The 15303-nt window shown below is 67.3% G+C and carries 14 protein-coding genes and 2 pseudogenes; 8 read left to right on the top strand and 8 right to left on the bottom strand.

All coding sequences use genetic code 11. The features are described 5' to 3' along the window. The 4 genes and pseudogenes from BN4346_RS32710 to prfB form a co-directional block, all read right to left on the bottom strand. A pseudogene (locus BN4346_RS32710) lies at positions 1 to 474 on the bottom strand (cell division ATP-binding protein FtsE); the annotation flags it as partial. After that, positions 462 to 737, bottom strand: a pseudogene (locus tag BN4346_RS48930) (hypothetical protein); the annotation flags it as partial. The pseudogenes BN4346_RS48930 and BN4346_RS32710, both read right to left, overlap by 13 nt. An 8-nt stretch (positions 738 to 745) precedes the next feature. Next, on the bottom strand, positions 746 to 1648 hold the full coding sequence (locus BN4346_RS32700; protein ID WP_067971007.1) for a mechanosensitive ion channel family protein: 903 nt from the start codon (positions 1646 to 1648) through the stop codon (positions 746 to 748). 4 nt (positions 1649 to 1652) lie between these two features. After that, a complete protein-coding gene (gene prfB, locus BN4346_RS32695; RefSeq protein ID WP_067971005.1) occupies positions 1653 to 2768 on the bottom strand; it encodes a peptide chain release factor 2 in 1116 nt (371 codons plus the stop codon). 96 nt (positions 2769 to 2864) lie between these two features. On the opposite strand from prfB, the gene BN4346_RS32690 reads away from it, so the two are divergent. After that, complete coding sequence (locus BN4346_RS32690; RefSeq protein ID WP_078058557.1) at positions 2865 to 4313, top strand: FAD-dependent oxidoreductase; 1449 nt, start codon at positions 2865 to 2867, stop codon at positions 4311 to 4313. On the opposite strand, the gene BN4346_RS32685 is transcribed toward BN4346_RS32690, so the two are convergent. From BN4346_RS32685 to BN4346_RS32670, 4 genes are all read right to left on the bottom strand, one after another. Then, positions 4314 to 5033, bottom strand: a complete 720-nt coding sequence (locus BN4346_RS32685) for a DUF4396 domain-containing protein (protein ID WP_235653602.1) — start codon at positions 5031 to 5033, stop codon at positions 4314 to 4316. After that, entirely contained in the window at positions 5030 to 6166 is a 1137-nt protein-coding gene (locus tag BN4346_RS32680) for an FAD-dependent oxidoreductase (protein WP_067971003.1), read from the bottom strand. Before BN4346_RS32680 ends, BN4346_RS32685 begins: the two co-directional genes overlap by 4 nt. Positions 6167 to 6274: 108 nt before the next feature. Continuing rightward, on the bottom strand, positions 6275 to 6613 hold the full coding sequence (lpqS, locus tag BN4346_RS50040; protein WP_456080971.1) for a putative copper homeostasis (lipo)protein LpqS: 339 nt from the start codon (positions 6611 to 6613) through the stop codon (positions 6275 to 6277). Between the two features lie 209 nt (positions 6614 to 6822). Beyond that, a complete protein-coding gene (locus BN4346_RS32670) occupies positions 6823 to 7146 on the bottom strand; it encodes a hypothetical protein (RefSeq protein ID WP_067970999.1) in 324 nt (107 codons plus the stop codon). A gap of 23 nt (positions 7147 to 7169) precedes the next feature. Here BN4346_RS32670 and hisN point away from each other — a divergent pair, with 23 nt between their 5' ends. The 7 genes from hisN to BN4346_RS32635 all read left to right on the top strand — a co-directional run bounded on the left by hisN (position 7170) and on the right by BN4346_RS32635 (position 15297). Then, positions 7170 to 7970 (top strand): histidinol-phosphatase, encoded by an 801-nt coding sequence (gene hisN / locus BN4346_RS32665; protein ID WP_067970997.1) that lies wholly within the window; start codon positions 7170 to 7172, stop codon positions 7968 to 7970. 103 nt (positions 7971 to 8073) lie between these two features. After that, positions 8074 to 9477 (top strand): acyl-CoA dehydrogenase family protein, encoded by a 1404-nt coding sequence (locus BN4346_RS32660; RefSeq protein WP_067970996.1) that lies wholly within the window; start codon positions 8074 to 8076, stop codon positions 9475 to 9477. Positions 9478 to 9526: 49 nt separating this feature from the next. Beyond that, positions 9527 to 10735: an acyl-CoA dehydrogenase family protein gene (locus BN4346_RS32655; protein WP_067970994.1), complete on the top strand. Its 1209-nt coding sequence runs from the start codon at positions 9527 to 9529 to the stop codon at positions 10733 to 10735. Positions 10736 to 10917: 182 nt separating this feature from the next. Then, positions 10918 to 12012 carry a homogentisate 1,2-dioxygenase gene (locus BN4346_RS32650; protein ID WP_067970992.1) on the top strand — a complete coding sequence of 365 codons (1095 nt, stop codon included), beginning with the start codon at positions 10918 to 10920 and terminating at the stop codon, positions 12010 to 12012. Continuing rightward, positions 12009 to 13193, top strand: a complete 1185-nt coding sequence (locus tag BN4346_RS32645) for an alpha/beta hydrolase family protein (RefSeq protein WP_067970990.1) — start codon at positions 12009 to 12011, stop codon at positions 13191 to 13193. Before BN4346_RS32650 ends, BN4346_RS32645 begins: the two co-directional genes overlap by 4 nt. Then, on the top strand, positions 13190 to 14395 hold the full coding sequence (locus BN4346_RS32640; RefSeq protein WP_067970988.1) for a CaiB/BaiF CoA transferase family protein: 1206 nt from the start codon (positions 13190 to 13192) through the stop codon (positions 14393 to 14395). Before BN4346_RS32645 ends, BN4346_RS32640 begins: the two co-directional genes overlap by 4 nt. After that, a complete protein-coding gene (locus BN4346_RS32635; RefSeq protein ID WP_067970986.1) occupies positions 14392 to 15297 on the top strand; it encodes a hydroxymethylglutaryl-CoA lyase in 906 nt (301 codons plus the stop codon). The genes BN4346_RS32640 and BN4346_RS32635 overlap by 4 nt, the downstream gene beginning before the upstream one ends. Positions 15298 to 15303 lie beyond the last annotated feature (6 nt).

Raw genomic sequence — 15303 nt, 5'->3', positions numbered from 1 at the left:
TCAGCGGTCCATTCCGTAGACGCCGCGCTGTTCGTCGCGCACCAGCCGCCCCAGTGACAGTTCGACGACACGCTGGCGCATCGAGTCGACGATGTGGTGGTCGTGGGTCGCCATCAGCACCGTGGTTCCGGTGCGGTTGATCCGCTCCAGCAGATCCATGATGTCCTCACTTGTTTCCGGGTCGAGGTTTCCGGTCGGTTCGTCGGCCAGCAGCACCAGGGGCCGGTTGACGAAGGCCCGGGCGATCGCCACCCGCTGTTGCTCACCGCCGGACAGCTCGCCCGGCAGCCGATTCGCTTTACCGGACAGCCCGACCATCTCCAGAACCTCGGGGACAACCCGGTTGATCATCCCCGGTTTCTTGCCGATGACCTCGAGGGCGAACGCGACGTTCTCGAACACGGTCTTCTGCTGCAATAACCGGAAGTCCTGAAACACGCATCCGAGCACCTGCCGCTGACGGTCTCGGTGACGGTGACCGGCGGCTGCTGCAGTTTGGTACGCGGCACCCAGGTATAGGCCGGGTCGGGGATAAATCCCGGCGGCACAACCTGCGGGGCCGGCGGCGGCTTCGGCTCCTCCCGGTAGGTGTCGTAGACCCACCACACTCCGAGGAAGGCAATGATCAGCACCACCGTGGAGGTGCGGACCCGGCCGCCGAACAGATACGCCGGCCATTTCCACCGCTTGCCGGCCGCCGCCTCTGGCTGCTCCGGGGTGTCATCGGGCTTTCTGATGCTGAGTTTCACAGTGTCTCCACCGGCTTCACATCACCGGCGGTCACGACGCCGGCCGACGCCAGTGCCCGCACCACCTGGATGCGCAGCCGGCGTCCCACTTCGAATTGCTTCCCGGGCAGGGTGCGGGCCACCATCCGCAGGTTGACGACACCGAGCTCGATGCTCTCCACCCCCATGATCGATGGCTGGTCCAGCAGCAGATCTCGCAGCGGGGCGTCGGCCTCGCGGGCGTTCTCACACACCTGGTGCAGCACCTCGTTGACCCGGGTCAGGTCGGCGCTGGTGGGCACCGGGATGTCGACGACGGCGCGCGCCCAGTCCTTGGACAGGTTGAGCGACCGGACGATGTTGCCGTTCGGCACGTTGTAGACCTCGCCGTTGGGGGTGCGCAGCTTCGTCACCCGCAGCGTGACCTCCTCGACGGTCCCGAGCGCCTCAGTCGGTGCTCCCGCCATGGACAGCTGCACCAGATCGCCGAAGCCGTACTGCTTTTCGGTGATGATGAAGAACCCGCTCAGCAGGTCCTGCACCAGTTTTTGGGCGCCGAAACCGATCGCGCCACCGAGCACCGCGGCCGGCCCCACCAGCGAGCCGACCGGAATGTCGAGGATGCTGGTGATCTGGACGGCGACCATCACGCACAGCAGCACCACCGACACCCACGAGATCACCGAGGCGACTGCCTGGCGGTGCTTGGAGGCCTCCGAGCGCACCAGCGCGTCGCTGGCCGCAAAGCCGCGTTCCAAACGCCGGGTGACGCGGCGCGCCGCCCAAGTGATGAACCGCGATGCCAGCGCCGCGCCGATCAGCAGCAGGGCGATCCGTAAGCCCTTGGTGATGACCCACTCGCCGATCTCACCGCGCCACAAGTCGTGCCAGCGTTGTCCCGGTGAGAAGGCCAAAACCATGCGCTTAGTCGCCTTCGGGCCTGTTGCGCCACCGGATTCCGGCCTCGAGGAATCCGTCGATGTCACCGTCGAGCACCGCGGCCGGGTTGCCGACTTCGTACTCGGTACGCAGGTCCTTGACCATCTGGTACGGGTGCAGCACATAGGAGCGCATCTGGTTGCCCCACGAGCTGCCGCCGTCGCCCTTAAGCGCGTCCATCTCGGCGCGCTCTTCGGACCGCTTGCGTTCCATCAGCTTGGCCTGCAGCACCCGCATCGCCGAAACCTTGTTCTGCAACTGCGATTTTTCGTTCTGACAGGTGACGACGATCCCGGTGGGGATGTGGGTGAGCCGCACCGCCGAGTCGGTGGTGTTCACCGACTGACCACCCGGGCCGCTGGAGCGATAGACATCGACCCGGACATCGCCCTCGGGGATGTCGATGTGGTCGGTGGTCTCCACCACCGGCAGCACCTCGACCTCGGCGAACGACGTCTGCCGGCGCCCCTGGTTGTCGAAAGGGCTGATTCGCACCAGCCGGTGGGTGCCCTGCTCCACCGAGAGGGTGCCGTAGGCGAAAGGCGCGTGGACCGCGAACGTGGCGCTCTTGATCCCGGCCTCTTCGGCGTAGGAGGTGTCGAACACCTCGACGCCGTACTTATGCTGCTCGGCCCAGCGGATGTACATCCGCATCAGCATCTCGGCCCAGTCCGCGGCGTCCACACCGCCCGCACCGGAACGGATCGTCACCAGCGCCTCGCGCTCGTCGTACTCACCCGAGAGCAGGGTGCGCACTTCCATGGCGTCGATGTCCTCGCGCAGCTTGGCCAGTTCGGCGTCGGCGTCGGCGACCGCTTCAGTCTGGCTCACGCCGGTTTCTTCAGCCGCCAACTCGTAGAGCACCGGGAGGTCGTCGACGCGTTGGCGCAGCTCCTCCACCCGGCGCAACTCGGCCTGGGCGTGTGACAGCTCGCTGGTCACCTTCTGGGCGCGCGTCTGGTCATCCCACAGATTCGGGTCGGAAGCCTCGCGCTCGAGGTCGGTGATACGGCTGCGCAGTCCGTCGACATCCAGCACCCGCTCCACCGTGGTCAAAGTGGTGTCGAGGGCGGCGATGTCGGGCTGGCGGTCTGGTTCCACGTTTATCGAGGTTACCGGCGACCATTGGCGTGCGACCTCTAGCATCGGGGTTACGCGGGTGCATGAACGACTTCCGACAGGAAAGAAGGTTCGAGGATGCGGCCCTACCACGTCGCGATCGTCGGCTCCGGCCCCTCCGGCTATTTCGCTGCGGCATCGCTGCTCAAGCTGGCTGCCGGCGGTGAGGTCGACGTGCGCGTCGACATGCTGGAGATGCTGCCGACGCCGTGGGGCCTGGTGCGCTCGGGGGTGGCGCCCGATCATCCGAAGATCAAGTCGATCAGTGCGCAGTTCGAGAAGACCGCCGCCGATCCTCGGTTCCGGTTCTACGGCAACGTCACGGTCGGCGAGCACGTGCTGCCCGAGGAACTCGCCGAGCGCTACGACGCGGTGATCTACGCGATCGGCGCGCAGTCGAATCGGCACCTGGGCATTCCCGGAGAGAATCTTCCCGGCAGCGTCGCCGCGGTCGACTTCGTCGGCTGGTACAACGCTCACCCGCACTTCGCCGACCACGCACCCGATCTGAGCTGCAAGCGCGCCATTGTGGTGGGCAACGGCAATGTCGCCCTGGATGTGGCCCGCATTCTGGTCAGTCAGCCCGACGAACTGCGCCGCACCGACATCGCCGACCACGCGCTGGACCTGCTCGGTCCGCGCGGCATCGAGGAGGTGGTGATCGTCGGTCGGCGCGGCCCGCTGCAGGCCACGTTCACCAGCCCGGAGCTACGCGAACTCGGCGACCTCAAGGGTCTCGACGATGTCGACGTGGTGATCGACGCCGCCGAGTTCGCCGGCATCACCGACGAGGACATCGAGGCGGCCGCCAAGCATCCCAAGCAGAACGTCAAGGTGCTGCGCACCTATGTCGGACGCCCGTTGCGCCCGGGTCATCGCCGGATCGTATTCCGGTTCTGCACGTCGCCGATCGAGATTCGCGGCGAGGGCCGGGTCGAGGAAATCGTGTTAGGTCGCAACGAGCTGAGGACCGACGAGCAGGGCCGTGTCAGTGCCCACGACACCGGCGAGCGTGAGGTTCTGCCCGCCCAGTTGGTGGTGCGCTCGGTCGGATATCGCGGGGTGCCGATGCCGGGCTTGCCGTTCGACGAACGCAGCTGCACCATTCCGCACACCGACGGGCGCATCGAAGGCACCAGCAATCAGTACGTGGTTGGCTGGATCAAGCGTGGGCCCTCGGGGGTGATCGGTTCCAACAAGAGCGATTCGCAGGCCACCGTCGACACGCTCGCCGCGGATCTGGCCGCTACCGAGCTTCCCGACGTCGACGCCGACTACGACGCGCAACTGCACCGGTGGCTGCTGTCTCGCCAACCGGAACTGGTCACCGCCGAGCACTGGCAGCTGATCGACGCCCACGAGCGCTCTACCGGTGAGCCGCATGGCCGGCCCCGGGTCAAGCTGGCCAACGTCGCCGAGATGCTGCGGATCGGACACGCGCCGGGCGTCGGCGAGTTCTGCCCCGAGTGTGACTCCGGCGACCTGACGGGCTACTCGGTGCCGGTGCCGGAGTCACACTCGCGGTAATTACCGGTCGGCCTCGGCCCCGACCAGTCGCCAGATGATCGGATACGCCGTCAGGAAGCCCAACAGCATTCCCACCCACATAAGCAGCCAGAACGCCATCGTCGCGTGGTCGTAGTGCAACACGAAGGCCACCAGCAGCATGATGGCGCCCATACCGGCGTCGAATGCCAGGATCGCCGGCACCGAGATTCGCACCGCTTTGCGCAGCCGGTCACCCGCCGACACCGCGTCGGCGGAGAGCGCCAACGCGTGGTATTCGAAGGCGATCAGCAACGGCAGCGCGAAGACCGCGATCAGCAAGATCATCGGCCACACCGCCCTGCCCGCAATGGTCATGCCGGTCCCCATGACGATCGGCACCGCTATCGCGTGCCCGATGAACGAGGCCGCACCGCCCGGGATGGTTTGCAGCGCCACGGCGGCCGGCCGCCCCAACTTGGGACTGCCTCCGTGCTGCTGCTGCCATCGGGGCGTGGACGGGCGTCCCCATCGGTAATAGGCCCACAGCGCCAGCGGACCTGCATAGATCGCGGTGATGGCCCATACGGCTTCCATCGCCGGTATCGGTTGGCGATACCGGCCCAGGTAGATGTCGGCGAGCATGACGAGCGCGACGAGGACCCCGATGGTGGTGACGACCCAGCCGGTCGCGGTCACCCATGCCGGTGCCCCGGTCATGTCGGCCATCCCCGCCATGCCGGCGTGTTCGGGGCAGTTCATGCGACGACCTCCCCCGCGACAACGAGCTCGGCCTGCTCGGCGACCGCTTCGGCGCACCCCCAGGAGAGGCTGACACCTGCACCGCCGTGGCCGTAGTTGTGCAGGATGCGGGTGCCGGGTTGGGCTTCTAACCGGACGCCGTCCTTGCGGAACGGCCGCAGACCCACCCGTAGTGGGTCGGCCGGATCCAGTCGGGCCCGGTGTAATGCCGGCAGGAACTCGGTGCAGCGTTCCAGCATCTCCCGCAGCGGCGGATAGCCCTCCCACGTCAGCGCGGTGTCGTACTGACCGGGCTCCACCAGTCCGCCGAGCAACAGCCGGTCGGCGCCCCGGGGAACGATGAAGATCATATTTTGGTCGTGGGTTCCGACGTCGTGGGCGACCGCGTGGGCCGCCGTGATCTGCGGCATGGTGGAGCCGTCGTTAATCACCCGCAGCAAGGCGCCACGGTGCGGATCCATCGTTGTGTCGTCGCCCAGTTCGCCACCGCCGAGACCCGCGCAGTTGATAATGACCTGCGCACCGTGGCGGGCGAGCAGGAAATCCTCCTGCTGGGCCAGCGATCCGCGGACACGGTGGCGGATGAGCGATGCACCGGCCTTGACCACCGCGTCGGTGAGCCACGACAGGTACCTGTCGGTGTCGACCGTCGGCGCCAGGTACGAATAGGCGTCGACGACGCCGGCATCCGGGTTGACTCCGTGCGCACCGATGAGTGCGGCGTCGTGTACGAATCCCGGAATGCGCTGCTCGATCTGGGTCATCTTGTCGAATTCGTCGGGAATTTCTTCGATCGGCCGGCGGAAGTAGAACACCGCTGGCCGCAGACTCACGCCGGTGTGCGGGTTGGCGGCCAGTTGAGCGAAGTAGCGGTAGGAGTGCACCGCCCAGTCGGTCGATCGGGTCAGCGTCGTCTGTTCGTGATGACGGCCGCACACCGACGGCGGCCACTCCCACAGGGCACCCGCCACGGTCGACACCGTGTCCGAGCCGAATCGATCGGATGCCACGGTGACGCTCCAGCCCCGTCGGGCAAGCACGAGTGCTGACGTCAGTCCGCTTACGCCGGCGCCGATGATCAGTGCCTTCGGCCGGCTGGATGTGGGCGCAGGAATATAGCGCGCATTGTTCATGAGGTTTCTCGATTCTGTGTCGTGCGCCGCGACCGTTGCGCGGCAGATGAATAGGGACAGCGACAGACGGCGGGCGCGAATATCGCGCACCGCTCTAGCGCTGACCTATCAGCAACGACAGATGCAGATCCGGTCCAGGATGTTTCGACCGAGGTATTGATTGAACGGCCGGATCGGGATCGGGGGATCTCGCGTTCCCGCCACGACCGGGCCCGCCAACGGAACGGCCACCGCCGCCATTGCCACGATGACGATCAGCGCGACAAAGCCGGTCACCTGGCACGCCTGTAGGACAGCCACGCCCACGTCAGAGCACCGGTGAGTGCACAGATGGGTCAGAACGGCACCGTGTTCGGCGACAGCGACCGCGTGGTGCGCGGCGGCGTGTCCGACCGCGCTCATCGACGCGGCAGGCATCTGGGGCATGTGGTTCCCCGATTGCGCCATGTGGCAGCACGACACGGCGCCAAGCACCCATGCGACAGCCACCGCGGCACCGATGAGATGCCGCAGCGCGAGATGCAGATTCAGCTGCCGTGGGCGCATAACGTCGTCAACGTTAGCCCACAACACTGAAGAAGGTCCGCTGCCCGCGCCGATCTGCCAGCGGGCCCACAGCTCACCCCCCGTTGCCCATCAGCTCACGATCGCGGTCGTCAATTCCCTACGGCCGGGACCAGATTCCAGTTGTCGGGGTTTCGCGGCGAGTACACCACCGGCAGCAGATCGCCGATGCTGGGCCAGTTGTCGACGTCGACCGAGTACCGCTGGTAGACCTCGTGCTCATCGATGGTGGGCCCATGCAGGACGCCGGTGATGGTGACGTATTGCGCGCCGGTTGCCTCGGGCCGCGGGCTGACGCCGGTGACCAGCACGGTGCCCTCCTGGGCGCCCGCACCCGGCCCCGAGCGCAGGAACCGCGGCGCCAGAAACACCGCCAGAACCGCCAGTAGCAACAGCAGTGCTCCGAACTCCCACATGCGGTCATGGTAGGACTTTCGCCATGGCGCAGATCAACGACAATCTCGATGAGGACCTCACGCTGGCCCTTGCCCTGGCCGACCGGGCCGACGAAATCACTCTGGCGCGGTTCGGAGCGCTCGACCTGCGGGTCGACACCAAGCCCGACCTGACCCCGGTGACCGACGCCGACCAGGCGGTCGAAACCGCACTGCGTGAGGTGTTGGTCGCCGAGCGTGCCGACGACCAGATCCTCGGCGAGGAATTCGGTGGCACCGCCACTTTCACTGGGCGCCAATGGATCATCGACCCGATCGACGGCACCAAGAATTTCGTGCGTGGGGTGCCGGTGTGGGCCACCCTGATCGCGTTGCTTGAGGACGGCGTACCGATTCTCGGGGTGGTCAGCGCCCCGGCGTTGCACCGGCGCTGGTGGGCGACGCGCGGTCAGGGCGCATTCGGGTCCGTCGCCGGCGCGCCGGCCCGACGGCTGTCGGTGTCCTCGGTGGCCGATGTGGGCTCGGCCAGCCTGACCTTCGCCGGACTGAACTACTGGGGGCCGCGCGGCCTGCGGGAGCAATTCCTGGGTCTGACCGAGTCGGTGTGGCGGGCACGCTCCTACGGCGATTTCTGGGCGTACTGCTTGGTCGCCGAGGGCGCCGTGGACGCAGCCATCGAGCCGGCGGTGTCGGTGTGGGATCTGGCCGCCGTCGACATCCTGGTGCGCGAGGCGGGCGGGGTGTTCACCGACCTGTCCGGTAACCCCGGTCCACATGGCAACTGCGCCGTGGCCGCCAACCCCGCCCTGCACCAGCAGGTGCTGGCGGCTTTGACCCCGGAGTAGTCGGCGTCCGGCGGCTGAGGACTTGGTCACACCTTACTTCTGAGTCATCTTACTTCGGAGTAAGGTAGCCTCATCGATACCTTCCATCGAGTGAGGCTCTGACATGACTGATATCGCCCCCGCCACCAACGGCTCGAAGGTCCGGCTCAACAGCCGCGCCAGCGGCGTCGGGTCGGTTCCCTACAAGCGCAGCCCGATCGCGGCCGCACTGTCGTTCGTCACCCCACTGGTCAGCCAGGACTTCCTGGACCGCTACGGCCTGCGGCAGCCGCTCAACAAAGGGCTGAACTACGGCGTCAAGACGGTGTTCTCCGTCGCCGGAGCCTCCCCCCGCCAGTTCAAGAGGGTCCAGGGCCTGGGCAAGCCACCGGCGCGGCTCAGCGCCCCCGGCGGCGCCAAAGGCGCTGACTACTTCGACCTGACCCCCGATGACGACCAGCAGATGATCATCGACACGGTCGAAGAGTTCGCGGCCGAGCTGCTGCGGCCGGCGGCCCACGATGCCGACGAGGCCCTTGACTACCCGCGCGAGCTGCTCGGCAAGGCCGCCGAACTGGGCATCACGGCGATCAACATCCCGGAGGAGTTCGACGGGATCGCCGCACACCGTTCCGCGGTCACCAACGTGCTGGTCGCCGAGGCGCTGGGCTACGGCGACATGGGCCTGGCGCTGCCGATCCTGGCCCCCGGCGGGGTGGCTTCGGCGTTGACCCACTGGGGCAGCGCCGACCAGCAGGCCACCTACCTGCCCGAGTTCGCCGGCGACAAAGTCCCACAGGCCTGTGTCGCGATTGTCGAGCCGCAGCCGTTGTTCGACCCGACCAACCTCAAGACGACCGCGGTGCGCACCCCCAGCGGCTACCGGCTCGACGGCGTGAAGTCATTGGTGGTGGCCGCCACCGATGCCGAGCTGTTCATCGTGGCCGCCCAACTCAACGGCAAGCCGGCGCTGTTCATCGTCGAGTCCTCGACGCCCGGCCTCACGGTGAAGGCCAACCCCAGCATGGGTCTGCGCGCCGCCGCTTTGGGCCAGCTCGAGCTGAACCAGGTGTCGGTGCCGCTGAACGCCCGCCTCGGCGAGGAAGCCGCGACCGATTCGGACTACTCGCAGGCCATCGCGCTGTCCCGGCTGGGCTGGGCCGCGCTGGCGGTTGGCACCAGCCACGCGGTGCTCGACCACGTGATGCCCTACATCAAGGAGCGCGAGGCGTTCGGCGAGCCGATCGCCAACCGCCAGTCGGTGGCGTTCATGTGCGCCAACATCGCCATCGAGCTCGACGGCCTGCGGCTGCTGACCTGGCGCGGCGCGTCGCGGTGCGAGCAGGGGCTGCCGTTCATCCGCGAAGCCGCGCTGGCCAAGCGGATCGCGACCGACAAGGGCATGCAGATCGGGCTGGACGGTGTGCAGCTGCTCGGCGGCCACGGCTACACCAAGGAGCACCCGGTCGAGCGCTGGTACCGCGATCTGCGGGCGCTCGGCGTCGCCGAGGGCGTCCTGGTCATCTGAGTCATCCAAGACATCAAGCAAACTCCGCTGCGAACACGAAAGTCTGATCATGGCAATCAATCTGGAACTGCCCCGCAAGCTGCAGGAAGTCATTGAGATGACCCATGCCGGGGCCGCCGAAATGCTGCGCCCCATCTCGCGCAAGTACGACGCGCGCGAGCACGCCTACCCGGTCGAGCTGGACACCCTGGAAACCCTGTTCGACGGGGTCTCCAAGACCGGCGGGAACGCGATGGCCGGCGCCGAGGCCTTCCGCGACGCCGGCGAGCAGACCGGAAACCGCAACGCGGCCAACATGGCGGCGCTGCTGCAGGTACTCGAAATGAGTTGGGGCGACGTCGCTTTGATGCTGTCGGTGCCCTACCAGGGCCTCGGCAACGCGGCGATCTCCGGTGTGGCCACCGACGAACAGCTCGCTCGGCTGGGCAAGGTGTGGGCCGCCATGGCGATCACCGAGCCGAGCTTCGGCTCCGACTCGGCGGCGGTGACCACGACGGCCACCCTCGATGGCGACGAGTACGTGATCAATGGCGAGAAGATCTTCGTCACCGCCGGATCGCGCTGCACCCACATCGTGGTGTGGGCGACCCTCGACAAGGCGCTGGGGCGGGCGGCGATCAAATCGTTCATCGTGCCGCGCGAGCACCCCGGTGTCATCGTCGAACGCCTGGAGCACAAGCTCGGCATCAAGGCCTCCGACACCGCAGTGATCCGGTTCGACAATGCCCGCATCCCCAAGGACAACCTGCTGGGCAGCCCGGAGATCAACACCGAGAAGAGCTTCTCCGGGGTCATGGAGACCTTCGACAACACCCGGCCGATCGTGGCCGCCATGGCGGTCGGGGTCGCGCGCGCCGCACTCGAAGAGCTGCGCAAGATGCTCACCGCCGCCGGCATTGAGATCTCCTATGACAAGCCGGCACACGCCCAGAGCGCACCGGCCGCGGAATTCCTGCGCATGGAGGCCGACTGGGAGTCGGCGAACCTGCTGACGCTGCGCTCGGCGTGGCAGGCCGACAACAACATCCCCAACTCCAAAGAGGCGTCGATGGGCAAGGCCAAGGCCGGCCGAGTCGCCAGCGACATCACCCTCAAGGCCGTCGAAATGGCCGGCACCCTGGGGTACTCCGAACAGCTCCTGCTGGAGAAGTGGAGCCGCGACTCGAAGATCCTCGACATCTTCGAAGGCACCCAGCAGATCCAGCTGCTGGTGGTGGCCCGCCGGCTACTGGGCCTGTCGTCCGCCGAGCTCAAGTAGCCCGTTACCTTCCCGCGAAGGTGCGTGTTTGTACGCGACGCGCCGTGTGATTCCGTACAAACACGCACTCGCGGGCGCTTGCCCCCTCGCGGGCTCTTGCCCCCTCGCGGCCCCTTGCCGACACCCGGAACAAAAAGTAATGTTGCTTTTACTTTTTGAGTGCCAATCCCCGGGAGTCACCGATGGAATCCTTCGTCCACCTGCGCAAAGGCACCACGCCGCGTCGCCTGCACGCTGACCTCGACGGCCTCAAGGACGACGAGCTGGGCCGCGGCGGCTTCACCGGCCGCACCGCCAACATGTACCGGCGCAACGACCCGACCGCCTACCGCGCCGAGGGGCCGCTGCGGCCCGTCGACGTACTGGCCGCACTCCTGCAGCCAACCGACGCCACCGACGCCGCCGGCGATCCGCTCCTGCTGTTCAGCAACGCCGACTGCCGCATCCGGCTGTCCCGACGTTCGGTCCCGATGCCGTTTCACATCCGCTACGTCGACGGCGACCTGCTCTGCTTCGTGCACGCCGGGAGTGGGCGGCTGGAGACCGAATTCGGCCCGCTGCACTACCGCGAGGGCGACTGGCTGTATCTGCCCAAGTCGACCACCTGGCGACAGCTACCCGCGGCCGAAACGACGCTGCTGATGATCGAGGCCACCGACGAGTTCCGGGTTCCGCCGCCCGGCCCGCTGGGCCGACACTTCCCGTTCGACCCCTCCCTGGTGGTCATCCCGGATCCAGCCCCCACCGACGACGATGGGCGCGACAGCTACCAGGTCCGGCTCATTCATGACGGCGGCCCGACAACCCTTCACTACCAACACAATCCGATCGACGTGGAGGGCTGGCGCGGCGACAACTTCGCGTTCTCGTTCAACATCGCCGACTACCACGTAGTGACGTCCGACAGCGTGCACCTGCCGCCGACGGTGCACCTGTTCATGCAGGCCACCGGGGTGTACGTGATGAACTTTCTGCCTAAGCCCGCCGAAGGGGTGGCGGGCACCGAACGCACACCGTGGTATCACCGCAATGTCGACTATGACGAGATCGCGTTCTTCCACGGCGGTTCGCTCTACGGGATACCGATGCCACCCGGATTGCTCAGCCATGCCCCGCAAGGCGTGCATCATGGCGCGCCGGAGAAGGCCCGCGAGCGGGCGCGCCGCAAATTCGACGACTATCAGCGGGTGGACTGGCAGGTCATCGCCATCGACACCCGACGCCGCCTCACCCCCTCCCCCGAAGTTCTCGCCGCCGACCTAGGACAGCACGCATGACCGCCAAGCACGACTACGATCGAATCCCCTACCTGATTGCCTACCAAAACAATTCGGGCGTCCGAGACGTCTACGGCGGGGTCGCCGAGCTGGTGGTGTTGGAGAGCTACCTGCTGCGGCCCAAGGACGCGCCGAGCGATACCGTGCTGGTGTTCATGCACCCGATCGGCGGCGGGGCCTACCTTCCGATGGTCAATGCCCTGGCCCGCGCCGGGCACCATGTCATCTACTGCAACAGTCGATTTCGCGGCACCGACTCGGCGCTGCTGATGGAGAAGGTGGTCGAAGACCTCGGCCAGTGCATCTCCGACGCCAAGAACCGGCTCGGCTATGCCAAGGTGGTGCTGGCCGGATGGAGTGGCGGCGGCTCGCTGTCGCTGTTCTACCAACAGCAGGCCCGGCACCCGACGGTGACGGCCAGCCCATCCGGTGACGGCCCCGACCTGACCACGCTGAACCTGATCCCGGCCGACGGCGTGATGCTGCTGGCTGCCCATATCAGTCGCCACGGCACGCTGACCGAATGGCTGGACGCCTCGATCCTCGACGAGTCCGACCCGACCAAACGCGACCCGGAACTGGACCTCTACAACCCGGACAACCCCAACCAACCGCCCTACAGCGCGGAATTCCTGGACCGCTACCGGGCCGCCCAGATCGACCGCAATCGCCGGATCACCGCCTGGGTCAAGGCGAAGCTGGCCGAGTTCACCGCGGCCGGCCTGCCCGATCAGGAGTTCGGGTTCGTCGTGCACGGCACCATGGCCGACCCACGCTGGCTGGATCCCGCGGTCGACCCCAACGAGCGCACCCCCGGCAGCTGCTACCTGGGCGAGCCCGCGGTGGTGAACATGAGCCCGGTCGGGTTGGCACGATTCTGCACGCTGCGCAGCTGGCTGTCGCAGTGGAGCTACGACGACGCCCACGGTGACGGCGTGGACTGCGGCCGCGACATCGCGGTACCCACCCTGGTGATCGGCAACATGGCCGACGACGCCTGCACCCCCAGCCACACCCGCCGGCTCTTCGAGGCGATCGGCACCAGCGACAAGGCGATGCACGAAATCCCTGGAGCCAACCACTATTACGCCGGTCCGGATCAGCGTGACGCCCTGCGACAGGCCGTATCGATCGTCAGTGATTGGCTGGCCCAGCATGATTTCGTAGGCTCGACGGCATGAACACGACTGGTGCGCTGGACGGCATCCGGGTTCTGGAGCTCGGCACGCTGATCTCCGGGCCGTTCGCCGGGCGACTGCTCGGCGACATGGGCGCCGAGGTCATCAAAATCGAGCTGCCCGGCAAACCCGACCCGCTGCGCACCTGGGGACAGGCCGAGCTCGACGGGCACCACTTCTTTTGGACCGTGCACGCCCGCAACAAGAAGGCCGTCACCCTCGATCTGCGTACCGAGCGCGGCCGCGAGCTGTTCCTCGAGCTCATCGACAAGTCCGACATCGTGGTGGAGAACTTCCGCCCCGGCACGCTGGAGCGCTGGGGCCTGGGCTTTGACATCCTGCGTCAGCGCAATAGGGGCATCATCCTGGTGCGGGTCTCCGGCTACGGTCAGACCGGACCGGATGCCCACAAGGCCGGTTACGCCTCGGTCGCCGAGGCGGCCAGCGGGCTACGGCACATGAACGGTTTTCCCGGCGGCCCGCCGCCGCGACTGGCCCTGTCCCTTGGCGACAGCCTCGCCGGCATGTTCGCCGCCCAAGGCGCGCTGGCAGCGCTCTACCGTCGCACGGTCACCGGCCAGGGCCAGGTGGTGGACGTCGCCCTCACCGAATCCTGCTTAGCCATCCAGGAATCCACCATCCCCGACTACGACCTCGGCGGCGTGGTCCGCGGGCCGTCGGGCACCCGGCTGGAAGGCATCGCCCCGTCGTACATCTACCAGTCGGCCGACGGCAGCTGGGTGGTGATCGCCGCAAACCAGGACAGCGTGTTCGCCCGGCTGTGCCAAGCCATGGGACGGCCAGAGCTGACAACCGACCCGCGGTTTGCCGATCACGGTGCGCGCGGCCGTAATCAGGACGAGTTGGACGCGATTATCGGCGAATGGGCGGCACAGCGGGCACCCGATGCCATCATCGCGACGCTGAGCGACGCCGGGGTGATCTCCGGGCCCATCAATACCGTCGCCGAGGTCGTCAAAGACCCGCAACTGTGGGCACGCGGCATGCTCGCCGAACACTGGGACGAGGGCGCCGAGCGCACCGTGCTGGGGCCCGGTGTCATGCCCGTGCTCTCGGAGAGCCCGGGCACCATCCGCAACGCGGGATCGGCCCGGCCCGGCCAGCACAACGACGAGGTCTACGCCGGCCTGCTCGGCAAGACCAGCGCGGAGATGGACACCCTACGCACCGAGGGGGTGCTGTGAGCACACCGCCCACCCAAGTCGCGATCCGCGAGGTCGCGCTGCGCGACGGCCTGCAGATCGAAGCACCGATCCCGTTGAGCGCCAAGCTCGAACTGCTGGCCGCCATCGCCGCCACCGGCGTTCGCGAGGTCGAAGTGACCTCTTTCGTCTCCCCGACCAAAGTCCCCGCCCTCGCCGATGCCGCCGAGCTGGCCGCCGAGCTGTGGCGCTACCCCGAACTGGAGTTCTCCGCGCTGGTCGCCAGCCCCGGTGGCGCCGCCCGGGCGGTAGCCGCCGGCCTGAAGTCCATCGAGTACGTGGTGTGCGCCTCGGATGCCTTCAGCACCGCCAACGTCGGGCGCCCCACGGCGGCGGCAGTCGCAGCCATCACCGACATCGCCGGTCTCGCCCATGATGCCGGTGCATCGTTAGAGGTCATCATCGCCACAGCATGGGACTGCCCGTTCGACGGCCCGACCGATCCCGGTCGCGTCACCGACATCGCTGCCTCGGCAAGAGCTTTCGGTGTCGACCGGCTGGCCATCGCCGACACCATCGGCACGGCCACTCCCCGGCGAGTCACCGACCTGATCGCGGCGGTGCAGCCGATCATCGGCGACATCCCGCTGGGGGCGCACTTCCACAACACCCGCGGATCCGGGCTGGCCTGCGCCTTTGCGGCGGTCGAGGCGGGAATCACCCGGCTCGACGCCTCAGCCGGCGGCCTGGGCGGTTGTCCGTTCGCCCCCGGCGCCACCGGCAATATCGCCACCGAAGACCTGGTCTACCTGCTCGGTGACTGCGGCATCGACACCGGTATCGACCTGGATGCCGCCATCGCCGCGGCCGGCGTGGCCAGCACCGTCGTCGGCCACGGGCTGCCCAGCGCCCTGCTGGCCGCCGGAGACCGGAAGCGGGTCTGAACGCCT

Origin of the sequence: Mycolicibacter icosiumassiliensis, assembly GCF_900078685.2 — a bacterium.
In the GTDB taxonomy this organism is placed as follows: domain Bacteria; phylum Actinomycetota; class Actinomycetes; order Mycobacteriales; family Mycobacteriaceae; genus Mycobacterium; species Mycobacterium icosiumassiliensis.
This window is presented reverse-complemented; position numbering and strand designations above follow the sequence as displayed.